Raw genomic sequence first — 26,239 nt, 5'->3', positions numbered from 1 at the left:
CAATTAAAAAAAACAATACTGCACACTTTAAAGCTCATTCCTAACACTTTAACAGAAATTAATTAACAATTTATAAGTTCTTCTTAAAATCTAAAAAACCAAACCTGCGTTTTAGCAATTGATTCCCACAAAAAAGATTGCTACATTTAATAGAAAATAAAACGCTTCTGTATGGTTAAAATCAGCCCTAAAAAAATATTTGTCTTAGACACTTCTGTATTACTGTTCGATCATAATTCTATTACCAACTTTGAAGACAATAATGTGGTTATACCAATTACTGTATTAGAAGAATTGGATAATTTTAAAATAGGAAACGATACTAAAAACTTTGAGGCAAGAACCATCATCCGATTTTTGGATAAAATTTCTATGGATAATGATCTTAATGGCTGGATTAGTCTAGGTGACAACTTAGGAGATTTAATGATCTCTATGAAAGACAACCCAGATAGTAAAAGTGCACAAGATACTTATGGACGAGGAAAAAACGATCATAAAATTATTGACACAGCGTTAAAGCTTAAAGAAATATACGAAGACTCCAAAGTTACCCTAGTAACCAAAGACATTAACTTAAGAATTAAAGCAAAAGCTTTAGAGCTAAGAGCAGAGGATTACAAAACAGGTAAAGTTGTAGATATAAAAAAGGTATCTAAAGGTTCTATAAACCTAGACGATTTAGAATCTGATGTAATTAGAGAATTGTACCAAAACAACGCAATAGATGAAAATGGTATTCTAGCAGATCAGAAAATGGCCAACGGTTATTACATTCTAAACAACAACCAAGACTCGGTACTAGCACGTTACAACGCTGAGAACGATAAAATAGAGCGTGTAGAAAAAAGTTATGCCTACGGAATAAAACCAAAGAATGCTGAGCAAACTTTTGCCATTGATGCACTCTTAAACGAGGAAATTAAATTAATTGCCCTACAGGGAATTGCAGGAACAGGTAAAACCTTACTTGCGCTGGCAACAGCATTAGAACAAAAGAATCTATACAATCAAATAATTTTAGCCAGACCTATTATCCCTTTAAGTAATAGAGATATTGGTTTTTTACCTGGAGGAGCAGAAGAAAAGATTTCTCCCTACATGCAACCTTTATTCGATAACTTAAAGTTCATTAAATCTCAATACAAAGCAGATTCTAGAAAAAGAAAGGCTTTGGATGATATGGAAGAAAATGAAGAATTGGTACTTACTGCACTTGCTTTTATTAGAGGTAGAAGTTTAGCCAATGTTATTATGATTGTTGATGAATCTCAAAACTTAACACCACACGAAGTAAAAACCATTATTACTCGTGCTGGTGAGGGTACTAAGATAATTTTTACCGGAGACATTAACCAAATAGACACTCCATATATGGACGAGCATAGTAATGGTTTAACTTATTTGATAGACAAATTAAGAGGCCACAAGTTATTCGCTCACATTAAACTAGAAAAAGGTGAAAGATCAGAATTAGCAAATTTGGCTAATGATTTATTATAAGCACAAAAAATCCGCTGAATGTCTCAGCGGATTTTTTATTACATGTTATTATAATTTCATTAGTAATAAAAAAACTCCTTACCCAAATCATCTTTGTAATCTGGACGAGATTTTCCAGAAGCAGGAAAACCATTTTTATTTTTAATATAAACACGATTATCTGTAAACAAATCAGGGTTTAAAACCCTATAACTATGAGCTCTAAAGAATATTAAATATAAGTATTTTGATAACCCTTCAAATGCATAATACATGTGATTCTTGATATCGTGGTGAAATGTATAAGAAACTGTTGTAACATCATCTTGAAGATGAGCACTAATCCTTGGAACGATTATTACTCTTTCCGTTAGATTTCCCTTTTCATCATATGTATAAGAAATCTTGGTGTTTCTTTCTATTGTACTACTTAAAGTCACTACTTCCTGTTCTATCTTGCCTTTATTATTTAAAGTATAAATTTCTTTATCCCATAGAACTCCTCTGTTATAAACATAGAGTTCAACCTTATTACCAGGCAAATACTTATATTCACTGTATGTATTACCACAGTCAGATTCATTTTTAGTATCATAACTACAAACTGAAATTAACCTGTTATTATCATCATATTTATATGATATTTTGAACTCCGAATAATTGGTTTTTGAATACTTTGTAATAGGCCTACCTAAATTATCATATTCATATTTACCCATAAGTCCCGAAGTAAAAATTTCACCTCTATATTCTATAAGCTTCCTTTCCTCTCCATAAGTGAAATACTGCGAATAATTGTAGCTATTTTCTCTAAATTTTATTTTTTTTATAAGTCCTTTATTTTCTTGATAATATATACCATCATCATTCGCACAAGAAAAAATCGTAAAAGATAAAATTAAGACTAATAATTTATTCATGGTTTTTTCTTCAAACTTAAAGAATTACCAACTAAGATTCAATCTCTAACAATAAAAAACATTAAATTATAAACACAAAAAATCCGCTGAATGTCTCAGCGGATTTTTTTATGTTTTGAAAAAGTAATGAATTACTTCTTAAATTTTGCGTATTTGTTCTTGAACTTATCAATACGTCCTGCAGTATCAACCAATTTAGATTTACCTGTGTAGAACGGGTGAGAAGTTCTAGAAATTTCCATTTTAATTAATGGATACTCTGTACCATCAACGTCTATTGTTTCTTTTGAAGGAGCAGTAGAACGAGTTAAGAAGATATCATCGTTTGACATATCTTTAAACGCCACCATTCTATAATTTTCTGGATGAATCCCTTTTTTCATAATTATATATATGTTTTAACCGTATTTTTATTTTTGAGACTGCAAATTTAACCATATTTTTGGATAATAAAAATATAAAAAGAAATAATTTACATCAATCTACCTGATTTATAGCAAACTTATGAAAATTAGCACCTATATATACATTTTTTCGGCATTTGTTGGTTTATATTCTTGTCAAAAAGAAACTAGTTTTAAGCTAGAAACCTCTAAAAAATTACAAACAAGTGCAAAATTAACAGCACAAATAGACATGCCATTAGAATCTGATATGAGCATGGTTTATTATTTAGATGGTAAAAAAGTAAGCACTAACGAAGTCTTAACTTTAGACATAAAAAACGAAAAACTAGGAAAGCATATTTTAAAAGTTGGAGTTGTACAAGGTGCCGATACAGTTTTTAAGACTAAAAAAATTACCTTCTTAGCTCCTAAAACTCCAGAAGTATTAAAGTTTAATGTAATTAAAGCTTACCCACACGATAGAGAAGCTTTTACACAAGGCTTGGAGTTTTATAAAAACGAATTGTACGAAGGTACAGGACAACGTGGTAAATCTGTTTTACGAAAAGTGGAATTAGAGACTGGTACCGTTTTAAAAGAACAAAAATTGGCCGATAAATACTTTGGAGAAGGGATCACTATCTTTAACGATAAAGTATACCAGCTTACATGGCAATCTAAAATTGGACTTATCTATGATGTTGACTCTTTTAAAGTAACCAAAACATTTAATTATCAAAATAGCAAACAAGGTTGGGGTTTAACTCACAACGATACACATTTAATTAAATCTGACGGTACCGAAAAGATTTGGTTTCTAAACCCAGAAACAGGAAAAGAAGAATACTTTATTGAAGTTTATACCAATAAAGCAAAGGTTGTAGATATAAATGAGTTGGAATACATAAACGGAAAAATTTACGCCAATGTTTGGACTAAAAACGCTATTTTGATCATCAATCCTAAAAATGGTGCTATTGAATCTGTTATCAACTTATCCGATTTGCCAAAACAATTAGATAATAAAACCATACAGCATTCTACAGATCAAGTTTTAAACGGAATTGCGTATAATAATGAAACAAAAAAGTTATACGTTACGGGTAAAAACTGGGATAAATTATTTGAAATTGAACTTGTAAAATAAACGTATGAAGTGGTTATATAATACCCTAAAAATAGTTTTCATTTTCATTCTAATGAGTCAAATATCTTGTAGAAAAGATTTTGATACAATTAGCAGTAATGGAGTTCTTACCTTTTCTGCCGACACTATTTTTCTAGACACCGTTTTTAACAATTTAACCACAACTACACAGGTTTTAACTGTTTACAACAAAAGCAAGAACGACATTACCATCCCTAAAATTCAATTGGGAAAAACAAATTCTAAATATCGCTTAAATGTAGACGGAATACCTGGAACTGAGTTTGATGATATTTTAGTCTTAAAAGAAGATAGTATCTTTGTTTTTATTGAAACTACCGCAGCTATTTCTGACACCAATGACGAAATGCTGTATACAGATCAAATTCTCTTTGATCCTGATGGAAATGAACAAGATGTAGACTTGGTAACTTTGGTTAAAGAAGCTACCCTACTCTACCCTGTTACAGGAGAAACTGACTTTGAACTAAGCGAAAGCACTCTAACCAAAGAAAAACCTTACGTTATATATGGTAATGCAATTGTTCCCGACAACAGTTCTTTAACCATAGAGGCTGGTAGTACTATTTATTTTCATGAAAATGCAAGTTTAACCTTATCTAACGGGAGTACATTTAACGTAGCAGGTACCCTACAAGACTCGGTTGTGTTTAGAGGCGATAGACTGAGCTATATTTACGACAATGTTGCAGGGCAGTGGTCGGGGATAAAAATACAAGAAGAGGCAACAGCAACTATTAATTACTTAAAAGTACTAAATCCTATTATTGGTTTAAGTATTGGTAACAACAGTACTGTTAGTATAAAAAACACAGAAGTCTACAATGCAGGTGATTACAGTGTTTTTGCCGAAAACGCCATTCTAAACGGAGAAAATCTCGTTTTAGGACAAGCCAGACTGGCCAATTTAAATCTTAAAGGAGGAAACCATAGCTTTAATCATTGTACGTTTGCAAATTACTGGAGCAAAGGAATACGATTTAACAAAAACCTAGTGCTTTCTAATTACAGTACTAACGAAGATGATACCACCACAGAACTTCCTTTACAACAAGCCAGCTTTGTAAACTGTATTATTGCGGGTAATAGAAAAAGTGAAATTGAATTTGACAAAAAAGAAGAGTTTGCCATTTTTAACTTCTCTTTTAATAACTGTTTGATCAACTTAGAAAAAAACGAAGAAGAAGATTTCTTAGATACAGATAATACTACCTATTATTTAAATTGTCTTTTTAATAAAAATTTACATTTTAGAAACACATCTATCAACGACTTAAGAATTGGTTTAGAAAACGAAGGAATTAACAAAGCAGACAATAGCAATTCGGCTTTAGCCCCTTTGGATATTATTGGAACAGACAGAACAAGCGCTCCAGATATTGGAGCCTATCAACATATAGATTTTAAAACATTAGAACCTAAAGAAGAAGATGAGTAAGACTGTATTAATTACTGGAACTAGTAGAGGAATTGGTTTTGAATTGGCACAACTGTTTGCTAAAAACAATTATAAAGTATTAGCCATCTCTAGAAATACACGCACTGTTGATGCTTTACAAATAGAAAACATCAAAACTTTTGGTGTGGATTTAAGCAAAGAAAAGGAAGTAAATACAGTAGTTGATTATATCAAAAAAGAAAACATTGAATTGTCAGGTGTTATTCACAATGCAGGTAAATTGGTTAACAAACCTTTTACCGAAATTACACAAGAAGATTTTCAAACGGTATATCAAGTAAATGTATTTTCTGTAGCATTGTTAACACAAAAGCTAATTCCTTTTTTGCCTAAAAACAGTCACGTGGTTACTATTAGCAGTATGGGTGGTGTAAGAGGTAGTTTAAAATTCCCTGGATTAGCAGCTTATAGCTCTTCTAAAGGAGCGGTAATTACATTGTCAGAACTACTAGCAGAAGAATACAAAGAACAACAAATTGCTTTTAATGTATTAGCATTAGGTGCCGTGCAAACAGAAATGTTAGAAGAGGCTTTTCCTGGATACCAAGCACCATTAAACCCAGATGAAATGGCTGCATACATATACGATTTCACCATTAACGGACATAAGTTCTACAATGGAAAAGTTTTAGAAGTTTCTAGCTCAACTCCATAATTACATGATAGCTGAACTTACCCAATATATACCACTAGCTGCCAAAGATAAGCTAGAGGCCTTGTTGGAAACATACCCATTTCATTTAAAAATTACCCGAGGAAGAAAAACTAAAAGAGGCGATTTTAGACCCTCTAGCCCCATTCCTATTATTACTATTAACAACAACCTTTCTAAAGAACAGTTTCTAATTACACTGGTTCACGAAATTGCACACCTACATGTCTATCATCAACACAAAGGGGTTAAACCTCATGGAAAAGAGTGGAAATATTGTTTTCAGCAATTAATGCTCCCCTTTTTACACCCTACTATTTTTAAAGATGAAATACTAAAACCTTTAGCCAAACACTTAATAAATCCAAAGGCAACAACAGATTCAGACCCAAAACTTTCACTATTACTTAGAGAAAAAAACACACTTATTGACAGCAATAAAAGTTTTATATTTGATTTAGAACCTGACAGTATTTTTCAACTAAACAATAGAGAGTTTAAAATTCTAAACAAGAGAAGAACTCGTTATTTATGTTTAGAACTTAAAACTAAGAAGAAGTATTTGGTAAGCGGAAATGCCTTGGTTCAAAAAATTAACTAAGATTATAATATGGAAGAGAATAAAGACACTCTAAATCAGGATGAGCATTTAGAAAACAAAAAAAAAGAGGTTAAAGAAGAATTTAAAGGCTTTTTTACTGCCTTTGTAGACTTTATAACCAATCTCTTAAATATACGTGAGGAAACAGACAAAGAGCTAACCATCACCAAAATTAAATCTGGAATAGCTGTAAAAAGCCATAATGCATGGGTTTTAATTTTCTCAATTATTATAGCCTCTATTGGTTTAAATGTTAGTTCTACTGCAGTAGTAATTGGAGCCATGCTAGTATCCCCTTTAATGGGTCCTATTTTAGGCTTAGGTCTTTCTATTGGTATTAATGATATTGATACACTTAAAAGATCCTTAATTAATTTAGGTGTTATGGTGGGATTGGCCCTAACCACTTCATTTCTTTTCTTCAGCATTCCTCTTTTTCAAGAAGCTACACCAGAAATTATTGCTAGAACAGCACCCGACGTTAGAGATGTATTAATTGCCTTAGCAGGAGGTTTTGTATTGATTATTGCGCTAAGTAGAAGAACAGAAATGACCAACACCATAGCAGGTATTGCTATTGCTACTGCTTTAATGCCTCCTTTGTGTACTGCTGGTTATGGTTTAGGTACTTGGAATTTAAACTACTTTTTTGGTGCAATGTTTTTATTCCTTATCAACTTAATATTTATAGCCCTAGCTACTTTTGTTGTAGTTAAATTCCTCCGTTTTCCCGTTGTTAAATATTTAAACCAAGCCAAGAGAAAACAAATTGCAAGACTGGTTGGTTTTGTAGCTACGCTTATTTTAGGATTTAGTATCTATCAATTTTATTTGTTGTTTCAAGCAAATAAATACAAGCAAAATGCAGAAGATTTTATCATTGCAATGCAAGACAAAACAGGTGCAGGAATTATCAATACAGAAATAGATTATGATAAACGAACTGTAAAAATTGTTGTATTAGGAAGCAATCTTAACAATTCAGACAAAACAATCTGGTCTAATAAATTAAAAGATTTTAAACTAGAGAATACTAAATTAATTGTTCAACAAGATGAAAAAGCAACTTTTTTAGAAGATGAGATTTCTAAAATAAAAAACTCATACCTAAAAAACCAACACCTAATTGCTACCAAAGACGAACTCATCCTTCAAAAGGATGCAGCTCTAATCGCTAAAGAAAAAGAACTCCAAGATTTAAAAAGAAAACAAATTCCTTTTGTAAGTATATGCGATGAAGCTGTGATTTTATTTAACGGAATTAACAAACTTAGTTACGCTAATAAAATTGTAAACGACTTTAAAACCATAGACACTATTACCGTTTTTGAAGCCCAATGGAAAGACTCTTTACCTGATGTAGAAGCCAAATTAAAATTAAGGTCTTGGTTAAGACAGCGATTGGAAAATAATAAAATTGAAGTAATTATAAAGTAATGGAATTAACTGCTAACATCTTAAAATACATCGATCAAAGTGTTCTTTGCTGGTTAGCAACCTCCTCTAAAGACAATATTCCTAATGTATCTCCTAAAGAGGTATTTACTCATTATGGAAATGATGAAATTATTATTGCCAACATTGCTTCTCCTCAAACCGTTCAAAATATTCTAGAAAATGAAAATGTATGCATCAGTTTTATAGATGTTTTAGTTCAAAAAGGTTGTCAAATTAAAGGGAAAGCTAAAATTCTTAAAAACACCGATACAGAATTTCCTAAAAGGGAACAGATTTTGCTCAGAATAACCAAAGGAGCCTTTCCGTTTGCCAGTATTACACAAATTAAAATAGAAACGTCAAAACCTATTTTAGCTCCTAAATATGTTTTGTATCCCAAAACAACAGAACAGGAACAAATAGAAAGTGCTAAAAACACTTACAAATTAAACAACGAATAACATCAAACAGCAATAATGAAAAAATTATTCTTACTAATAGTCTCAATAATCGCTTTTAACTCTAATGCTCAAGAAAAAAAAATATGGGCTAAATCGGTTATTCATCAAAAAGCTCCTGAATTAGTAGTAGAAGAATGGTTAACAGATGCTCCTGAAACCAAAGGGAAATTTATTTTAATTGATTTTTGGGCTACTTGGTGCGGTCCATGTAAGCGAGCTATACCAGAACTAAACCACTTTCAAGAAGAATTTAACAAAGACTTAGTTGTTATTGGCTTAAGTGATGAATCTGCCAAAAAAGTAAAAAGATTAAAAACTCCAAAAATAGCATACGCTAACGCAGTAGATTCCAAATCTAGAATTTACAGAGAGTTAAAAATAAAAGCCATTCCACATTGTATTTTAATAGACCCTAAGGGAATTGTTCGCTGGGAAGGTTATCCATTGCTAAAAGGACATCAATTAACTTCTGAGGTCATTAAATCTATCATTAAAAAATATAAGTAATTTAACTATGATTCGAATAGCTGCTGCTCAACTAAATTCTACCGTAGGAAACTTAGAGTTAAATTTAAAAAAGCACTATCAGTACATTCAACAAGCTATTCTAAACAATGTTTCTCTTATTACCTTTCCCGAAATGTCTATTACAGGATACACTCGTAAACAAGGAAATGAGCTCGCCCTTACATGTGATAGTCCTGAATTAAATCAATTAAAGAAACTATCAACAGAAGGAAATTTAATTATTGTTGCTGGTGCTCCTATAAAACTAAACAAAACACTTTTTATAGGTTCTTTTATTATATACCCAAACAAGCCAGTAGATACTTATATTAAGAGGTTTTTACACACAGGAGAAGATCTTTATTACCAATCTTCTCTAGACTACAACCCTATTATTAAAATTAACCAAGAGCGTATCTCTTTGGCCATATGCGCTGAAATTAATCACAAAGAACATATAAAGACAGCCCACTGTAATAATAGTACTATTTATCTCCCTAGTATTTTCTATTCAGAAAACGGAATGGAAGAAGCACATTCAATTTTAAGCAACTATGCCAAAGAATTTAACATTCCAATATTAATGAGTAATTACTGCGGTAAAACATGGAATATAGTAGCTGGTGGCAAAAGTGCATTTTGGGACAATAACGGATCTAAAATTGATGCATTAACCCTAGAACACGAAGGACTACTAATTATTGAAAAAGAAAAGAATAGTTGGCAAACCTTTTCTGAGAAAACACAAGAATAAAAAGAGGCTCTTAAGAGGGCTCAAGCTAAAAAGTTGGGGACTTTTTCACCTTTGTCTTCTAACTTAGAAGATTTTGGATATAGAATTAGCCCGTTACTTTTTGCCAGAAGGTATTTTAGAATACTTTGACATAGTCAATCATACATCAACATCAGAAAAGATTCATTTCTATTTGGAAGAAAAGAATATACTTCCTAAAGAATATCAAACAGAGATCGCTAAATCAAAAGGATTCTCTCCAGAAATCACAGTTGAAGACTTCCCCTTAAGAGGTAAAACAGTACTACTTCATATAAAACGAAGACGTTGGACACTTGTAAACACAGGTAAGATTGTAAAAAGAGACTGGAATTTGGTTGCTAAGGGTACTCGTACTACAAATGAGTTTGCCTCTTTTTTAAAAGATATCTCTTGACACCAATGCTGTAAGTGCTAAACGATTTGGTGATTACTACAAAATTAACGGTAAGCGTTTACAAAATCACTATAAAAATAAGCTAAGTGACTATAAAACTTGGCCTCAGAAGAAACATGCAAAAGACTGGTTACTATATGGAAAAAACTTAGGTAAGAGACTCAGCCTTGACGAAACATCTTTATCTAATAGTGAGTTGTATACCATACTGACTAATAAAGATGCTAGAAGATTAAAGGGGAGTATTGTAGCTATGGTCAAAGGAACTAAAGCTTCGGATATTATAGAGGTCATTAAAAAAATCAGCTCAAGTAGAAGGAAAATGGTCAAAGAAGTTACCGTAGACATGGCTCCTAATATGAATCTAGTTATTAAAAAGTGCTTTACTAAAGCTATAAGTGCTACAGATAGATTCCATGTCCAAAAATTAGCATTAGAATCTGTACAGGAACAACGTATAAAATATAGATGGAAAGCTATAGAACAAGAAAATAAAGCAATAGTTCTAGCTAAAAAACAACACACAAAATATAAAGAAGTAGTTCTTGAAAACGGAGATACCAAAAGACAATTGTTAGCCAGAAGTAGATACCTCTTATTTAAAACTCAATCTAAATGGACAAACTCTCAAAAAACAAGAGCGAGTATACTTTTCAAATTATATCCTAGTATAGAAAAAGCCTATAAACTGGCTCAAAAACTAAAGTATATCTACGAAAATAATACGGATAAAAATATAGCTAGAACTAAATTAGCTCAGTGGTACAAAAAAGTAGAAAAAGAAGGTTTTAAATCATTCAATACAATCGCTAGATCAATACAGAATCATTATGATAACATTCTTAACTATTTTAACAATAGAAGTACAAATGCATCTGCCGAATCTTTTAATGCTAAAATCAAAGAGTTCAGAAACCAATTGAGAGGGGTGAGAGACGTGAAATTCTTCCTCTATAGACTAATGAAATTATATGCCTATTTTTTTAAGTCCCCTAAAATATAGCTTGATCCTGGATCTTCTCTGCAAAAAAGAAAATAAGGCAATAAAAAAAAGCTCCCAAATTTCTTTGAGTGCTCTTTTAAAAGTATGAAACTAAACTTATAATTAACTAAGTATGTGAACAAAATCATTTATATTATTTGGAATAAATAAAAAAATATTTTTAATTAATACTTTTTTAAAGCTAGTTAGTTTTATTATTCAAAAGTATTATCACAAAACAATACTTTTGAATTCAATTACAATTTATTATAAATCGAAGAAACATTAACATCCTTATACTTTGTTGGGGTTAAAAACACTACATCTACTCCTTCAAAATTCATCACATCTCTAATTATAGCTTGATTCTCATTTGCCATAACAAACTGATTTTGATTAATACTTAAATCATACCCATCAAAACCTACAAAATAAATTTCTTTAACTCCCAAATCCAAAGCTACCTGTATGGCAATTGCCATTGGAGACTCTGTATCCAAATCAGTAAAGTTAATACTCTCTAATTCTTTCGACACCTCTTTAATTTCCTCAGGAATAATTGTTCCCATTTTCCTAGGGAATGGTGGAAAAACACATGTTTGAGTAATTTTATTTAAACTTCCTATTTCTCTAGATAATTTTTCACTTTCAATCCCTACTAATCCAAAATATTGATTTTCTTCAATATCAATAAATTTATTAACATTTCTAGTTCCTGCATGAATAAGACATGTATTATCTTTATTTTTCTCTAAATACTTAAAAATTGCTTCTCTATGTAATTCTACAGAAGTTCCTCCTCCTAAAATAATAGCTTTGGAATACAACTCTTCTTGCTGTAAAACATTCAGCTTTAAATTATCCTCAACTTCTTGCGTTTGATTATTAAGAGCATTAATAATGTCTTTCATAGGATACCTATTCAAACCAACCCACTCCATAACTTGTTTTTGAGGCAAAGATTTTGCTCCAGAGAACATATACGGTAAACTTGTCCCCCAGCTATAATCTTTTCTCAAATTCTCAAATTCACTTACAACAGAACTTAAAGAATTATATTCAAAAGATACTTTCTCCTTACTTTCAAGATAAGTTAACAACAATTCCATCTTTAAATTACCAGCACCTCTTCCCATACCAGTAATAGTTGCATCAACAATACTACAACCTTCATCTAGAGCTGTAATTGTATTAATCAACCCCATTTCCAAATTGTCATGTCCATGGAAACCAATAGGTACAGATACTTTAGACTTAACCAAATCAATAATCTCCTTCACATCACTCGGTAGAATACCTCCAAATGAATCAACCATGTAAAAATAATCTACATAATCCTCTATTCCTTCAATCTCATCAAGAAAAGAAGGGTCTTTCATCCAATTAGACATATACATAACGTTAAATGCTACTTCGAGACCTAATTTCTTAACAGCCTTAGCTAATTTTAAAGCTCTTGTTATATTCTTAGGATCAATAGCAATTCTCACCATTGAAATATAATCAAGACAGGTTGATAACAAATCATTTACATGCTCTACCCGAATATCTTTCTCATTAAAAATTACCACTAATTTTTTTGTAGGCATTAATAATTTTAAGTTTTTTAAGACGTAATCAGGACAATAAAAATATTTTCCTAAATAGCCATCTAAGACGATACTCCTATACCCAACTTCAACATAATCAACAGGAAGACTTTCCATGGCTTGAGCATATTCTTTAATTAAGGAATCACTAAAATCCCAATTAGTGTAATAACCACCATCTCTAATTGTACAATCTAAAATTTTCATTATTTGGTTTTGTTTTTTGTTATGAACCCAAAAGTATAATACTTCATATTAAATCTCCATTTTTTACATATAAAAAAATATTATTTTTTATCACCATAAAATTGACTTTCAACAACTATTATCTATATATAAAATCAAAAGATTTGAAGAATATAGGATAAATCAAAAACATAATTATCCTTTTTAATCTTTACTTAACATTCCTAATTTAGAACAGCAACTTATAAAACCAATAGAATACATCTCAAAGATATTGAAGTACTTTTTCAAAATATAACATACATTAAAAAGTGATAAAACAAGCTTTAGAACTATTTAGCTTGAGTCAAAAATGTAGAATTCTTTCTCTTTAGACTAACTAATATTTCCGAATGATCCATCTTCGGATCAAGAACAAAAGTTGTGTGTGAATTAAGATAGGTTTAGTTTTGGAGTTTAAATATTATTGTATTGGAACTATCACTAGACTTACTAAAACTTATACTTCCTGAATTCTTAATCGATAACTTCGACTTAGTAAAACACACTAAAGCAGATGAGACACTTCATCTATATTTTGAAGAGAAAATTACAGTTCCTAAAGAGTTTGTGAATCAAATTATTATTGCACACGGATTCCATAAACAAATAACTGTACAAGACTTTCCCATTAGAGGAAATACAGTATACCTAAACATCAAACGTAGAAGATGGCTTGATAAAGATAACGGACAAATTGTACAAAGAGACTGGAATCTAGTAGCTAAGGGAACTCGTATAACCAACGAATTTGCCTCTTTTTTAAAAGAAATTAGTAGATACTAAAGCCAGTGATTGTCATACCATAGCAGGATTCTATAATCTCAATGGTAAAAAACTACAAAGGCAATACAGAGACTATTTAAGCGAGTTTAAACAGTGGAAACAAAAAACGCATGCCAAACAATACCTAATATATCCTAAGAATATTGGCAAATTCCTCTCTATTGATGAAACTGCTCTATCAAAAGGTGAGCTCTATACCATCATCACTAACAAAAAAGCAAAAGGTAAAAAAGGTTCTATTGTAGCCATATGTGCGGGAACTAAGGCAGAACCTATCATAGAGCAACTGCTTAAAATCTCTTCTAGAGTTAGAAATAAAGTCAAGGAAATAACGCTAGACATGGCAAACTCTATGAAAACAATTGCTAAAGTTTGCTTCCCAAAAGCTACACAAGTAACCGATAGATTTCATGTACAAAAGCTAGCACTTGAAGCTTTACAAGATATCAGAATAAAACACAGATGGGAAGCTATCGATAGGGAAAACAACTCCATAAAACTAGCAAAACAGAAAAAGACACTCTTTATTCCTGAAACTTTTGAAAATGGAGACTCTAGAAAACAATTACTTGCAGAAGTAGGTATTTGCTCTACAAAGCTCCTGTTGATTGGACACAAAATCAATACTACAGAAGTAAAATTCTATTCCAACACTATCCTGATATCAAAAAAGCATTTGATTTGGTACAAAATCTCAGAAATATATTCAACAATGCTAAATCAATTAAAATAGCATATACAAAACTAGCGGGATGGTACAATCAAGTTGAAAAATCAGGATGTAAAGCCTTTAATACAATAGCAAACACCATATATATAAACTACAGATCAATATTAAATTACTTTGACAATAGAAGTACAAATGCAGCTGCGGAATCCTTCAATGCCAAAATCAAAGCATTTAGAGCTCAGTTTAGAGGGGTTAAAAATGTAGAATTCTTCCTTTTTAGACTAACCAATATTTTTGCTTAAACACAACTTTTAGGAATGATCCAAAATAACACAAAATTTACGCACCATTATAAAACAAAAAAGCTCCTCTTTACAGAGAAGCTTTAAGTGACCGGGCTGGGGCTCGAACCCAGGACCCTCTCCTTAAAAGGGAGATGCTCTACCAACTGAGCTACCAGGTCGTTGGTTGTGGTGAGAGAAGGATTCGAACCTTCGAAGACATAGTCAGCGGATTTACAGTCCGCCCTCGTTGGCCACTTGAGTATCTCACCATGCAATTGAATGTTATTTTTTAGTCTTTGTGACCGGGCTGGGGCTCGAACCCAGGACCCTCTCCTTAAAAGGGAGATGCTCTACCAACTGAGCTACCAGGTCATGAATACCATTCGTTATTGCGGGTGCAAATATAGCACATTTATATAGTTGTACAAAACATTTTTTCGATTTTATTCTTCTAAATATGCCTTTCTAACTTTCTTAAATAAATTGGAACTATAAACAAAATCCACAACCGCTTCATTATCAGTTTTGAATATATCATTATTGGTCCCTTCCCACTCTTTTAAACCATCCTTCAAAAAAATAATTTTTTCTCCAATTTCCATCACAGAGTTCATATCATGGGTGTTTATTACCGTTGTAATCTCATATTCATCGGTAATTTCTTGGATTAAATTGTCTATTACAATGGCCGTTTTTGGATCTAATCCTGAATTTGGCTCATCACAAAATAAATATTTAGGTTTTGTAACAATAGCTCTTGCAATTGCAACACGTTTTTGCATTCCTCCAGACAGCTCTGCAGGGTACTTACTATTACTATTTACAAGATTTACTCTTTTTAAGACAAAGTTTACTCTCTCTAACATTTCCTCTTTTGTTTTTTTCGTAAACATTTTTAAAGGAAACATTACATTTTCTTCTACAGTTAGCGAATCGAACAAAGCCGCTCCCTGAAATACCATTCCTATATCTTGCTTCAATTGTCGCTTCTCGTCTGTAGACATATCTGCAGTAGACTTTCCATTAAAAGATATAGCTCCACTATCTGGTTGATGCAAGCCTAACAAGGTTTTTAAAAACACCGTTTTACCAGACCCACTTTGTCCAATAATTAAACTCGTATCCGAAGGTTTAAAAACAGCATCTATACCTTTTAATATAGGTGTTCCATTAAAACCTTTATGCAACTCTTTTACTTCTATCATAACAAACTAGCTTAACAACATTTGAGTTAAAAAATAATTGGTAATAATAATCATTACAATGGTCCACACCACTGCTTTGGTACTTGCTCTACCAACCTCTAGAGAACCTCCTTCTACATAGTAACCAAAATAAGAAGGTATGGTGGCTATTAAAAAGGCAAATACCGTAGACTTAATTAAACTATACCTAATGAAACTAGGCTTAAAATCGGTCTGAATTCCTTTTATATAATCAGCTTGTTCAAACAACCCTGTAATTTCACCAGCTACCCAACCTCCAAAAATACCTAGCGTCATGGCTAGCAATACTATAAATGGATAAAATAAAACTGTCGCAATAATTTTAGGAAGCACTAAATAGTTTAACGAGTTAATCCCCATAACCTCCAATGCATCTATTTGTTCAGAAACTCGCATAGCACCAATACTAGACGTAATATAAGAACCTACTTTACCCGCTAAAATTACCATTACAAAAGTAGAAGAGAACTCTAATATCATAGACCTTTTGGTCGCAAAACCTATAAGGTCTTTTGGAATCATAGGATCTTCTAAATTTAAAGCAGTCTGTATAGCCACTACACCACCTATAAAAAAGGCAATAAAAGCAACAATTCCAATTGACTTAATTCCTAAGTCATCTATCTCTCTAAATACTGCCTCTCTAAAAATTTTCCCTTTCTGAGGCCTTCTAAAGACACTAAGCAGCATTAATGAATATGCACCTATGCTTTTTATGTAGTTCATACAATAGATTTTTAGCTAAAATATCAAATCCTTAACAATTAAGTAGTGTAAACTAACTACTTTTAACCTGATAAAACTATTTGTATACATAGAATGAAAAAAACAATAGCCTATTTATTACTAGCCATTAGTGTTAGTGTAAATGCTCAAAAAAAACCAAAACTGCTAATAGGAATTGTTGTAGATCAAATGAGATACGATTACCTATTAAGATTTAAAGACAAATTCGGTTCCAAAGGATTTAACAAATTAATAAACAAAGGAACTAATTTTGAAAACGGACACTTTAATTATATACCTACTTATACAGCTGTTGGACATTCTTCTGTATATACAGGAGCAACACCTAGTAACCACGGAATTATAAGTAACAATTGGTACGATAAATTTGAGAAAAAATCGATCTACGTAGTAGACGATGCAAATTACGCAACTATAGGTAGTACTTCTAAAGAAGGTAAAAAATCTCCTAAACGCTTAATTGCCTCTACAGTTAGCGATGAGTTAAGACTAGCACAGAACTTTAAAGGAAAAGTTTTTGGGGTTGCTATAAAAGATAGATCTGCCATTCTTCCTGTTGGTCATGCCGCAAATATGGCTTTTTGGTTTGATGGAGGAAAGCAAGGAAAATGGGTAAGTAGTACTTATTATGCAGATAAGCTTCCTAATTGGATAGAAAAATACAACTATTTAAACCAACCGATACTAGATACTTATTTAGCAACCCCTTGGGCTACAAAAAACAATATTGAGACATACCACGAAAGCGATATAGACGATAGAGATTTTGAATGGAAACACAAAGGAGAAGAAGCTCCTGTTTTTGAGCATGATTTGCCAAAATTAAAAAACAAAAATGGTCATTATAGTTTATTAAAATTTACCCCACACGGAAACACACTCACCTTAGATTTTGCAAAAGCAATTATAGAAAATGAAAAATTAGGGAAAAACGAGACCTATTCAGATTTCTTAGCTGTTAGTTTATCTAGTACAGATTATATTGGACATAGATATGGTCCTGCTTCCAAAGAAATAGAAGATACCTATATTCGTTTAAATGACGATTTAGATAGTTTTCTAAACTTCTTAGATAAAAATGTAGGAAAAGACAATTACGTTTTGTTTTTAACAGCAGATCATGCAGTAGTTCATTACCCACAGCATTTAGTTGCCCACAAACTTCCTGGAGGTCATCTAAACGGTAAAGAGTTCTACCAAAAATTAAATCAATTTCTATTTCAAAAATATCAATCCAAAAAGTTGATTGAAAATATATCCAATGATCAGATTTTCTTAAATAGGAGTGAACTTAAAAAATTAAACGTATCCTCTGAAAAAGTAGAGAACGAAATTATTGCAGAGATCATCAACTATCCTTTAATATATAAAGCTGTTTCGGCTCATACTTTGCAAAGAACTGAGTTTAAAAATGCCCCCTTATCTCTTTTACAAGCCGGATACAATCAAAAAAGATCTGGAGACATATTAGTAGTTTTAAATCCTGCTTATATAAAAGGAGTAAAACAAACTACACATGGTAGCGGTTATAATTACGACACGCACGTTCCTATTATTTTCTACGGAGCTAATATTGCAAAAGGAAAAAAAGTCAAAACACCTGTTACCATCACTCAAATTGCTCCTACACTTTCTAACCTATTACAAATTCAGGAACCTAATATGAGCGAACATGGAATTTTAACCGAAGTATTTGATACCAAATAAAATATATCTGTATGCTAAAAGCAAAAACCCTCTTGAGTATTCAAGAGGGTTTTTGCTTTTTGTTATTCTTTATAGTCTTATATATCGGCATTTACATCCCAAGCCTCTAAAATATCTTTAATCTCCTTAATAAAAATTCCTCCTAAAGCTCCGTTAATCACACGGTGATCGTAAGCATGAGTTATGTACATTTTCTGTCTTATCCCAATAAAATCACCATCTGGTGTTTCTATTACTGCGGGTACTTTTCTAATAGCTCCCAAAGCCAAAATTGCACTCTCTGGTTGATTGATAACAGGAGTTCCAAAAATAGACCCAAAACTTCCTATGTTCGTAACAGTATAAGTCCCTCCTTTTACATCTTCTGGTTTTAAAGCATTCGTTTTAGAACGACTGGCCAAATCATTTACAGCTTTGGTCATTCCCGATAAATTTAAATTCTCTGCATTTTTAATTACAGGTACAATTAAATTACCATCTGGTAAGGCAGAAGCCATTCCTAAATTAATTGCCTTCTTTACTACAACTTTATCAACACCATCAAAAGAAATATTTACCAAAGGATATTTTTTAATCGCTTGTGCAACGGCCATCATAAAAATAGGCGTAAACGTAAGCTTTTGTCCCTCTTTCTTAAAGTAAGCATCTTTTACTTTGCTTCTCCACTTAACAATATTGGTTACATCTACCTCTATAAAAGATTGTACATGCGCTGCTTTTTGCTGAGAATGTACCATATGGTCAGATATCAACTTCCCCATTCTAGATAGCGTAATTAACTCATCCCCTTCTTGAGACGTGATAGCAACCGGAGTTTCCTTATTGATAACTGGAGTTGCTGTTTTAGTTTTTACCACTTGCTCCTTTTTTGGAGACGAAACACCTTTGGTCTTTATATACTCTAAAATATCTTCTTTGGTAACTCTTCCACCCAAACCAGTTCCAACAAGAGTATCTAATTCTTCCTGAGAAATTCCTTCTTTTGCAGCAATACTTTTAACCAAAGGAGAATAAAACTTATCCTCTGTATTAGTAATTACAGTAGTTTCTGTGGCATTTTTCTCTATCAACTCATTTATTTCTGATTCTACTAGCGCTACCGCTTCTTTTTCCTGAACCTCTGCAGCTTTAATTGGAGCAATAACAGTAGTGTCTTGTTTCAAATCCCCCTCTACTTGAATAATAGCAAACACCTCTCCTACTTTTACTACCTCTCCTTCCTGAAACATTCTCTCCACCAAAACACCATCTACTTCCGAAGGCACATCTGAATCTACTTTATCCGTAGCAATTTCTACTACAGATTCATCCATCTCTATACTATCTCCTACCTCTTTTAACCACGAAGTAATAGTTGCTTCTGCAACACTCTCTCCCATTTGAGGTAATCTTAATTCGAATCTAGACATCTATATGCTTATTTTTTGTTCTGCGAATTTAATAAATATACCTGTCTTTTATAGGTATTGAAAAAAATAAACCCGATAGTTAAACTATCGGGTTTATTTTTAAATATAAAATACTGTTTCTTAGAATTCAATGTGAATTGACAATTCGAACTCATTGTTAATTGCTTTGTCTTTTAAGTTATCAAAGAAAGAGCTAGAACCATAACGAATTCCAAACTTAGTTCTGTCTATTTTTACATCTCCAGAAATAGTTTTTCCCTTTTTAACTAAAGTAAAAGCTTGCTTTTCTGTGTGTCCTTTTATTGTTAGGTCTCCCTTTACAGTGTTTCCATCTACGCTTGTAATTACAAATTTAGCTTCAGGATAAGTAGCTACTCCAAAAAAGTCATCAGAATTTAAATGACCTTCTAACTTACCTTTGTACTCTCCCGTTAAATCTGTAACATTAATTGTTTTCATATCCACCACAAAAGAACCTCCTACTAGTTTCCCTTGCTTTAAGGTTACTTCTCCACTTTTAAAGTCAATAGTACCTGTATGTTTACCTGTTACTTTTTTTCCAACCCACTTAATAGTACTCTTTTCTTTTTTAATAGGCTTCTTATTATCTGCATTTGCAGTAAAAGAAATTGTTAATACAGCCAACACTGCTAATACTACTGATTTAATTTTTGTTGTTTTCATTGTAAATTGTTTTTAATTATTATTTATTTAAGATTTAATTTTTTCTAATAAAGGTACCAACACAGACAACTCCTCTTTATTATAATTAGAGGTTATCTTTTTTTCAAAATCTATTAAAGCCTGATCTATACCAGCCAACAACCCTAAGCCTTTGTCTGTTATAAATATTTCTACCTTTCGTCTATTTGCCACACATTCCTTACGCTCCAAAAAACCTTTTAGTCGTAATTTCTCTACCAATCTTGTAGTATTACTCATCTTATGGATCATATGCTGCTGTAAAGTGTTTAAGTTTATTGGCAATCCATCCTGCCCTCTTAATATCCTTAATATATTATACTGCTGTACTGTTAAGTCATAAATTTTAAAAAATCCATTTAGCTGTTCCACAACAAAATTGCCAGCAACAATTAAGTTTATCACAGCTTTATTTTCAAGATTATTCATTTGTTTGACAGTTTTTATTAATTGTAACTACAACAAATGTATATACAACAATCAGAAAAAACAAGAAAAATTTAAGTTTTTTTAACAGCTACTTAGTATATAAATAAAGGGATTACGTATATAACTGCGAAAAAACAGGTAGGTTTTTCTTTGACGATACGTATTAATACGTAGCTTTGTCTCAGATAAAACTTAAAACATTTAAAAACTTTATCATGAAAAAAATTATTTTATCTGCATTAATGTTATCAGGTATGTTAACATTCGCACAAGAGTCAAAATTAAGTATTTCAGGAACTGCTGATGTTTACGCTAAGACTAATTTAAACGCTGACCATGGACAAACTCCTGGATCATCTTTTGCTAACCAATCTGGTTTTGCTATCGGTATGGCTAACATTATTGCTTCTTACGAAGGATCTAAGTCTGGAGTTGTTGCAGATTTAGTATTTGGACCAAGAGGTGCTGATGCTGTATTTGGTTCTCAACAAGAGTTAGCTGATGGTACTTTAATCAGTGGTAACTCAACAATCGTTAACCAATTGTACGCTTACTACAATATTTCTGAAAGCACTACTGTTACTTTAGGTAACTTCAATACTTTCTTAGGGTACGAAGTAATTTCTCCTGCTGCTAACTTTAACTATTCTACTTCTTACTTATTCTCTTACGGACCTTTCTCTCATACTGGGGTTAAGTTAGACTATGCTGCTACTGAAGATTTATCTTTCATGTTAGCTGCAATGAATGGAACTGACAACACTGAGTATAACATTACAGGAAACGTAGTATTAGGTGGACAAATTGGATACAAAGGTCAGTACTTAAACTTAATTTACGGAAACAGTGGATCTGGAGACCAATTCCAAATTGACTATACTGGAGGTTTTGATTTATCTGACTCTTTCTATGTAGGGATCAACGCATCTTACAACACTACTGAAGGTGCTACTGATGATGCTACTTACTACGGAGCTGCTTTATATTTACAATATGCTGTATCTGACTCTTTCTCTTTAGGTTTCCGTCCTGAATACTTCGCTACTGAAGGATTTGCTGATATTTTAACTGAAGATGTTGCAGGTGAAGCAGATGTATTAGCTTTAACTTTAACAGGTAACATTAAGTTAGACGATAACTTAACTTTAATTCCTGAATTAAGAATGGATACTGCTTCTGAGCCAACTTTCCTTAAAGATGGTGTTGCTGAAGATAACTTAACTTCTTTCTTAGTTGCTGCTGTATACTCTTTCTAATTCTTAGAAAAGAACATAAAATCATCAGGCAAGGTGTGAGCCTTGCCTGATATCAAAATATATTCAACCTAAATTTAAACTTTTCAAACATGAAAAAAATCGAAGCTATCATCAGAAAATCTAAATTTTCTGAGGTAAAAGAAGCTTTGCACGAAGTGGGTGTAAACTTCTTCTCTTACTGGGACGTAACTGGATTAGGAAACGAAAAAGTAGGAAAAGTATACCGAGGTGTATCTTTCAGTACTAACGATATCCAAAGACGTCACGTATCAATCATTGTTAACGATGACTTTGAGCAAATCACAATTGACACTTTATTAAAAACTGCTGCGACTGGTGAGGTAGGAGATGGAAAGATCTTCGTATCAGACGTATCAGAAACTTACCGTATCCGTACAGGAGAAAAAGGTGGAGAAACTTTAAAATAATCAAAAAACTAAAACTATTAAAATTATATAAATTATGGAATTAAGTGATATTTTAGGAGCACTGTGGATTGTGATTGCAGGGATTTTAGTATTCTTTATGCAAGCTGGATTCACATTAGTTGAAACTGGGTTTACTCGTTCTAAGAACGCAGGAAACATTATTATGAAAAACTTAATGGACTTAATCGTAGGTTCTATTGGTTTCTGGGCTATTGGATACGGAATTATGTACGGAAGTGATTTAATCGCTGGAGGTTGGTTAGGAAGAACTAGTCCAACTGAACAAGGATACTTCTTCTTTAGTGCTGATGACTACTACAACTTATTCTTCCAAACTGTATTTGCTGCTACTGCTGCAACTATCGTATCTGGAGCTGTTGCAGGAAGAACAAAATTCTCTACATACATTATTTTCTCTTTAATTATGACTACTGTTATCTATCCTATATCAGGAAGCTGGTACTGGCCATTTGATGACAATGCATGGTTAAACGTTAAAGGTTTTGTTGATTTTGCTGGATCTTCTGTAGTACACTCTGTTGGTGGATGGGCTGCTTTAGTAGGTGCTATCATGGTAGGACCAAGAATTGGAAAATACAAAGATGGTGTTTCTCAAGCTATTCCTGGACACAACATCTTATTAGGTGCTTTAGGGGTAATGATCTTATGGTTAGGATGGTTCGGATTTAACGGAGGTTCTCAATTAGCTTTCGGATCTGCTGACGATGTTAAAGCTGTAGGTTCTGTATTAATTACTACAAACTTAGCTGCTGCTGCAGGTGCTGCTGCTGCGTTATTCTACACTTGGTTACGTTACGGTCAACCAGATATCTCTATGACATTAAACGGTGCTTTAGCTGGATTGGTATGTATTACTGCTGGTTGTGCTGCTGTATCTCCAGGATCTGCTATCATCATGGGATTAATTGCAGGTGTTGTAGTTGTAATGTCTATTACTTTCATCGATGAGAAATTAAAAATTGATGATCCAGTAGGAGCTGTTTCTGTACACGGTGTGTGTGGTGCTTTAGGTACTTTATTAGTTGGTGTATTTGCTACTGATGGAGGATTAATTTCTGGTGGTGGAGCTGCTTTATTAGGAGTGCAAGCTATTGGAGTTTTAGCTTACGCTGCTTGGGCAATCGTAATGTCTATCATCGTTTTCAGTATCTTAAAGTTCACTATCGGATTAAGAGTTTCTGAAAAAGAAGAAATCGAAGGATTAGATAAAGCTGAACACGGAATTGGAGTTTACAACGACTAATTTCTAGGTTCAAAATAATGAATAAAAAACAGCCTAATTCTTTTTAGAATTAGGCTGTTTTATTTATATTTTTTTTACTTTTATATAAAACCACACATTATGAAGAAAATAGAAGCAATTATTAGAAAATCAAAATTTACCGAAGTAAAAAACGCTTTACACGAAGTAGGTGTAAACTTTTTCTCATACTGGGATGTAACTGCTTTAGGTAATGAAAAAATAGGTAAAGTATATAGAGGTATTTCATTTAGTACTGCAGACATTCAAAGACGTTATTTATCAATTATCGTTAATGATGATTTTGAAGAAGTTACTATAGAAACATTAATTAAATCTGCTGCCACTGGTGAAGTTGGTGATGGTAAGATTTTTGTATACGATGTAGATGAAACTTACAGAATTAGAACTGGAGAAAAAGGTGGTGAAACTCTAAGATAAAAAGCATATTAAATACGTAGAAATACGATTTTAGTTAAAAAATACGTAGTCAACAAGTTGGCTACGTATTTTTTTTGTTAAGGTTAATTTAACATAAGGTTTTATATTTGTAGCTGAGTATAAAACAAACTTTTTATTTATGAAAAAAATCGAAGCGATTATCAGAAAGTCGAAATTTTCTGAAGTTAAGAATGCTTTGCACGAAATTGGTGTAAACTTTTTCTCTTATTGGGATGTAACCGCATTAGGAAACGAAAGAATCGGAAAAGTGTATCGTGGTATTACTTTTAGTACTGCAGACATCCAAAGACGTTACTTATCTATTATAGTAAATGATGATTTTGAACAAAAAACAATTGACACTATTATTAAAGCTGCTGGTACAGGTGAAGTTGGTGATGGTAAATTATTTGTTTATGATGTAAAAGAAACCTACAGAATTAGAACGGGAGAAAAAGGAGAAGAAACACTAAGATAATATAGATGGAAGCTACACAAAATTTTATTACAAACAATGTCTGGATGATGGTATCCATAGCATTGGTTTTTATTATGCACTTAGGTTTTACCGCTTTAGAAGTTGGGTTGGCTAGATCTAAAAACGCAATTAACATCATATTTAAAAACTTTATGATTGTTGCCATTGGTTTAATTACCTATACATTGTGTGGGTTTAACTTAATGTACCCTGGCTTTGAAGAAGGTGCTACAGGAGTCTTTGGATTTGCTGGATGGGGATTGGCACTGCCAGAAGGAGGATTAACACAGGCATACAACGAGGGATATACTTATTGGACAGACTTTTTATTCCAAGGTATGTTTGCTGCAACGGCTGCAACGATTGTATCTGGTGCCGTAGCCGAAAGAATTAAATTAAACTCTTTCCTCTTATTTTCTTTAATCTATGTAGGATTGGTATACCCTATTGTTGGTTCTTGGAAATGGGGAGCTGGTTTTTTAGACGCTATGGGATTCTATGACTTTGCAGGTTCTACGCTTGTACACTCTGTTGGAGGTTGGGCTGCTGTAGTAGCCGTTATTTTATTAGGACCTCGTTTAGGTAAATATTTACCCGATGGAACTATTAAACCTATTGTTGGACACAACATTCCACTGGCCGCTTTAGGAGTATTCTTATTATGGTTTGGATGGTTTGGATTTAATGGGGGTTCTGTTTTATCTGCAGATCCAGGATTGGTTTCTTTGGTATTAGTTACAACATCCTTAGCTGCAGCTTCAGGAATTGTTTCTGCTTTTATAACATCTTACCTTAAATTTAAAACCTACGACGTTACAATGGCGTTTAACGGTTCTTTAGCTGGTTTGGTTGGTATTACTGCCGGTGCAGACTTAATGTCGCCTACAGACGCTATTATTATTGGTTTAATTGCAGGAGTTATTATTGTATTTGCAGTTGGTATAATAGATCGTTTAAGGTTGGACGACCCTGTAGGTGCTATTGGAGTACATTTAGTATGTGGTATTTTTGGAACCCTAGCAGTTGGTATATGGGGAGATAAAGGTGTATTTACAACAGGTTCATTTTCTCAGCTGGGAACACAAGCATACGGAATAATGGTAATTGGTATTACTTGTATTGCATCTTCATTCGTTATTCTTTTTGCAATTAAGAAAACTATTGGTTTAAGAGTTAGCGAAAACGAAGAAAAACAAGGATTGGATATTCATGAGCATGGAATGAACGCTTATGAAGACATCAACTTAAACGATAACAACTAGCAATAGTTGTTGCTTTTATTTATTTTAAACATCCGCTTGTAGAAGCGGATGTTTTTTTATGCATAGATGTTAATTATAAGACATAAAAAAACCACAAACAAAATTGTTTGTGGTT

The 26,239-nt window shown here is 32.4% G+C and carries 29 protein-coding genes and 3 tRNA genes; 21 read left to right on the top strand and 11 right to left on the bottom strand.

Annotation, left to right across the window (positions count from 1 at the left end; all coding sequences use genetic code 11):
* Window positions 1-171: 171 nt before the first annotated feature.
* A complete protein-coding gene (locus ACXHHC_RS00255) occupies window positions 172-1,503 on the top strand; it encodes a PhoH family protein (RefSeq protein WP_458227641.1) in 1,332 nt (443 codons plus the stop codon).
* Between the two features lie 59 nt (window positions 1,504-1,562).
* On the opposite strand, the gene ACXHHC_RS00250 is transcribed toward ACXHHC_RS00255, so the two are convergent.
* Window positions 1,563-2,402, bottom strand: a complete 840-nt coding sequence (locus tag ACXHHC_RS00250) for a hypothetical protein (RefSeq protein WP_458227640.1) — start codon at window positions 2,400-2,402, stop codon at window positions 1,563-1,565.
* A 131-nt stretch (window positions 2,403-2,533) separates the two neighbouring features.
* Window positions 2,534-2,785, bottom strand: coding sequence for a type B 50S ribosomal protein L31 (locus ACXHHC_RS00245; RefSeq protein WP_458227639.1), 252 nt, complete (start codon window positions 2,783-2,785; stop codon window positions 2,534-2,536).
* Between the two features lie 121 nt (window positions 2,786-2,906).
* On the opposite strand from ACXHHC_RS00245, the gene ACXHHC_RS00240 reads away from it, so the two are divergent.
* The 10 genes from ACXHHC_RS00240 (at window position 2,907) to ACXHHC_RS00195 (ending at window position 11,245) form a co-directional block, all read left to right on the top strand.
* Window positions 2,907-3,935: a glutaminyl-peptide cyclotransferase gene (locus ACXHHC_RS00240; protein ID WP_458227638.1), complete on the top strand. Its 1,029-nt coding sequence runs from the start codon at window positions 2,907-2,909 to the stop codon at window positions 3,933-3,935.
* Between the two features lie 52 nt (window positions 3,936-3,987).
* Window positions 3,988-5,394 (top strand): hypothetical protein, encoded by a 1,407-nt coding sequence (locus ACXHHC_RS00235; protein ID WP_458227637.1) that lies wholly within the window; start codon window positions 3,988-3,990, stop codon window positions 5,392-5,394.
* Window positions 5,387-6,070 (top strand): SDR family NAD(P)-dependent oxidoreductase, encoded by a 684-nt coding sequence (locus ACXHHC_RS00230; RefSeq protein WP_458227636.1) that lies wholly within the window; start codon window positions 5,387-5,389, stop codon window positions 6,068-6,070. The genes ACXHHC_RS00235 and ACXHHC_RS00230 overlap by 8 nt, the downstream gene beginning before the upstream one ends.
* Window positions 6,071-6,074: 4 nt before the next feature.
* Entirely contained in the window at window positions 6,075-6,668 is a 594-nt protein-coding gene (locus tag ACXHHC_RS00225) for a SprT-like domain-containing protein (protein WP_458227635.1), read from the top strand.
* A 9-nt stretch (window positions 6,669-6,677) separates the two neighbouring features.
* Window positions 6,678-8,105: a DUF389 domain-containing protein gene (locus tag ACXHHC_RS00220; RefSeq protein ID WP_458227634.1), complete on the top strand. Its 1,428-nt coding sequence runs from the start codon at window positions 6,678-6,680 to the stop codon at window positions 8,103-8,105.
* Window positions 8,105-8,566: a pyridoxamine 5'-phosphate oxidase family protein gene (locus ACXHHC_RS00215; protein ID WP_458227633.1), complete on the top strand. Its 462-nt coding sequence runs from the start codon at window positions 8,105-8,107 to the stop codon at window positions 8,564-8,566. Before ACXHHC_RS00220 ends, ACXHHC_RS00215 begins: the two co-directional genes overlap by 1 nt.
* A gap of 15 nt (window positions 8,567-8,581) precedes the next feature.
* Entirely contained in the window at window positions 8,582-9,073 is a 492-nt protein-coding gene (locus tag ACXHHC_RS00210; RefSeq protein ID WP_458227632.1) for a TlpA family protein disulfide reductase, read from the top strand.
* Between the two features lie 7 nt (window positions 9,074-9,080).
* Window positions 9,081-9,827, top strand: a complete 747-nt coding sequence (locus ACXHHC_RS00205; RefSeq protein WP_458227631.1) for a carbon-nitrogen hydrolase family protein — start codon at window positions 9,081-9,083, stop codon at window positions 9,825-9,827.
* Window positions 9,828-9,900: 73 nt separating this feature from the next.
* Complete coding sequence (locus tag ACXHHC_RS00200) at window positions 9,901-10,242, top strand: ISAon1 family transposase N-terminal region protein (RefSeq protein ID WP_458227630.1); 342 nt, start codon at window positions 9,901-9,903, stop codon at window positions 10,240-10,242.
* Window positions 10,232-11,245 (top strand): ISAon1 family transposase, encoded by a 1,014-nt coding sequence (locus ACXHHC_RS00195; protein WP_458229269.1) that lies wholly within the window; start codon window positions 10,232-10,234, stop codon window positions 11,243-11,245. The genes ACXHHC_RS00200 and ACXHHC_RS00195 overlap by 11 nt, the downstream gene beginning before the upstream one ends.
* A gap of 236 nt (window positions 11,246-11,481) precedes the next feature.
* Here the strand turns inward: ACXHHC_RS00195 and ACXHHC_RS00190 are convergent, their stop codons facing one another.
* A complete protein-coding gene (locus ACXHHC_RS00190; protein ID WP_458227629.1) occupies window positions 11,482-13,020 on the bottom strand; it encodes an aldolase catalytic domain-containing protein in 1,539 nt (512 codons plus the stop codon).
* A gap of 450 nt (window positions 13,021-13,470) precedes the next feature.
* On the opposite strand from ACXHHC_RS00190, the gene ACXHHC_RS00185 reads away from it, so the two are divergent.
* From ACXHHC_RS00185 to ACXHHC_RS00175, 3 genes are read left to right on the top strand one after another with little or no spacing between them, the layout of a single operon-like run.
* Complete coding sequence (locus ACXHHC_RS00185; protein WP_458227628.1) at window positions 13,471-13,824, top strand: ISAon1 family transposase N-terminal region protein; 354 nt, start codon at window positions 13,471-13,473, stop codon at window positions 13,822-13,824.
* Window positions 13,825-13,843: 19 nt separating this feature from the next.
* Window positions 13,844-14,557: an ISAon1 family transposase gene (locus tag ACXHHC_RS00180; RefSeq protein ID WP_458229268.1), complete on the top strand. Its 714-nt coding sequence runs from the start codon at window positions 13,844-13,846 to the stop codon at window positions 14,555-14,557.
* Window positions 14,464-14,796 (top strand): ISL3 family transposase, encoded by a 333-nt coding sequence (locus ACXHHC_RS00175; RefSeq protein WP_458229267.1) that lies wholly within the window; start codon window positions 14,464-14,466, stop codon window positions 14,794-14,796. The genes ACXHHC_RS00180 and ACXHHC_RS00175 overlap by 94 nt, the downstream gene beginning before the upstream one ends.
* An 88-nt stretch (window positions 14,797-14,884) precedes the next feature.
* Here the strand turns inward: ACXHHC_RS00175 and ACXHHC_RS00170 are convergent.
* The 5 genes from ACXHHC_RS00170 to ACXHHC_RS00150 form a co-directional block, all read right to left on the bottom strand.
* A tRNA-Lys gene (locus ACXHHC_RS00170) sits at window positions 14,885-14,957 on the bottom strand.
* A gap of 8 nt (window positions 14,958-14,965) precedes the next feature.
* Window positions 14,966-15,047: transfer RNA gene (locus ACXHHC_RS00165), tRNA-Tyr, on the bottom strand.
* Between the two features lie 30 nt (window positions 15,048-15,077).
* Window positions 15,078-15,150: transfer RNA gene (locus tag ACXHHC_RS00160), tRNA-Lys, on the bottom strand.
* Between the two features lie 71 nt (window positions 15,151-15,221).
* A complete protein-coding gene (locus ACXHHC_RS00155; RefSeq protein ID WP_458227627.1) occupies window positions 15,222-15,983 on the bottom strand; it encodes an ABC transporter ATP-binding protein in 762 nt (253 codons plus the stop codon).
* A 6-nt stretch (window positions 15,984-15,989) separates the two neighbouring features.
* Window positions 15,990-16,730, bottom strand: a complete 741-nt coding sequence (locus tag ACXHHC_RS00150; RefSeq protein WP_458227626.1) for an MlaE family ABC transporter permease — start codon at window positions 16,728-16,730, stop codon at window positions 15,990-15,992.
* 93 nt (window positions 16,731-16,823) lie between these two features.
* On the opposite strand from ACXHHC_RS00150, the gene pafA reads away from it, so the two are divergent.
* Window positions 16,824-18,458, top strand: coding sequence for an alkaline phosphatase PafA (gene pafA / locus ACXHHC_RS00145; protein ID WP_458227625.1), 1,635 nt, complete (start codon window positions 16,824-16,826; stop codon window positions 18,456-18,458).
* A 77-nt stretch (window positions 18,459-18,535) separates the two neighbouring features.
* On the opposite strand, the gene ACXHHC_RS00140 is transcribed toward pafA, so the two are convergent.
* The 3 genes from ACXHHC_RS00140 to ACXHHC_RS00130 form a co-directional block, all read right to left on the bottom strand.
* Entirely contained in the window at window positions 18,536-19,867 is a 1,332-nt protein-coding gene (locus tag ACXHHC_RS00140) for a dihydrolipoamide acetyltransferase family protein (RefSeq protein ID WP_458227624.1), read from the bottom strand.
* A gap of 120 nt (window positions 19,868-19,987) precedes the next feature.
* Entirely contained in the window at window positions 19,988-20,551 is a 564-nt protein-coding gene (locus ACXHHC_RS00135) for a YceI family protein (RefSeq protein ID WP_458227623.1), read from the bottom strand.
* A 27-nt stretch (window positions 20,552-20,578) separates the two neighbouring features.
* Window positions 20,579-20,998, bottom strand: coding sequence for a MarR family winged helix-turn-helix transcriptional regulator (locus ACXHHC_RS00130; RefSeq protein ID WP_458227622.1), 420 nt, complete (start codon window positions 20,996-20,998; stop codon window positions 20,579-20,581).
* Window positions 20,999-21,213: 215 nt separating this feature from the next.
* Here ACXHHC_RS00130 and ACXHHC_RS00125 point away from each other — a divergent pair, with 215 nt between their 5' ends.
* The 6 genes from ACXHHC_RS00125 (at window position 21,214) to ACXHHC_RS00100 (ending at window position 26,124) form a co-directional block, all read left to right on the top strand.
* Window positions 21,214-22,254: a porin gene (locus ACXHHC_RS00125; protein WP_458227621.1), complete on the top strand. Its 1,041-nt coding sequence runs from the start codon at window positions 21,214-21,216 to the stop codon at window positions 22,252-22,254.
* Between the two features lie 89 nt (window positions 22,255-22,343).
* Window positions 22,344-22,682 carry a P-II family nitrogen regulator gene (locus ACXHHC_RS00120; RefSeq protein ID WP_458227620.1) on the top strand — a complete coding sequence of 113 codons (339 nt, stop codon included), beginning with the start codon at window positions 22,344-22,346 and terminating at the stop codon, window positions 22,680-22,682.
* A 34-nt stretch (window positions 22,683-22,716) separates the two neighbouring features.
* Entirely contained in the window at window positions 22,717-23,946 is a 1,230-nt protein-coding gene (locus ACXHHC_RS00115) for an ammonium transporter (RefSeq protein ID WP_458227619.1), read from the top strand.
* A 99-nt stretch (window positions 23,947-24,045) separates the two neighbouring features.
* A complete protein-coding gene (locus ACXHHC_RS00110) occupies window positions 24,046-24,384 on the top strand; it encodes a P-II family nitrogen regulator (RefSeq protein WP_458227618.1) in 339 nt (112 codons plus the stop codon).
* Between the two features lie 139 nt (window positions 24,385-24,523).
* Window positions 24,524-24,862, top strand: a complete 339-nt coding sequence (locus ACXHHC_RS00105) for a P-II family nitrogen regulator (RefSeq protein ID WP_458227617.1) — start codon at window positions 24,524-24,526, stop codon at window positions 24,860-24,862.
* A 5-nt stretch (window positions 24,863-24,867) separates the two neighbouring features.
* Window positions 24,868-26,124 carry an ammonium transporter gene (locus tag ACXHHC_RS00100; protein WP_458227616.1) on the top strand — a complete coding sequence of 419 codons (1,257 nt, stop codon included), beginning with the start codon at window positions 24,868-24,870 and terminating at the stop codon, window positions 26,122-26,124.
* Window positions 26,125-26,239 lie beyond the last annotated feature (115 nt).

Source organism: Wenyingzhuangia sp. IMCC45574 (assembly GCF_054182685.1).
The sequence above is the reverse complement of the archived record's forward strand: the minus strand, read 5'-3'. Positions and strand labels throughout refer to the sequence as shown.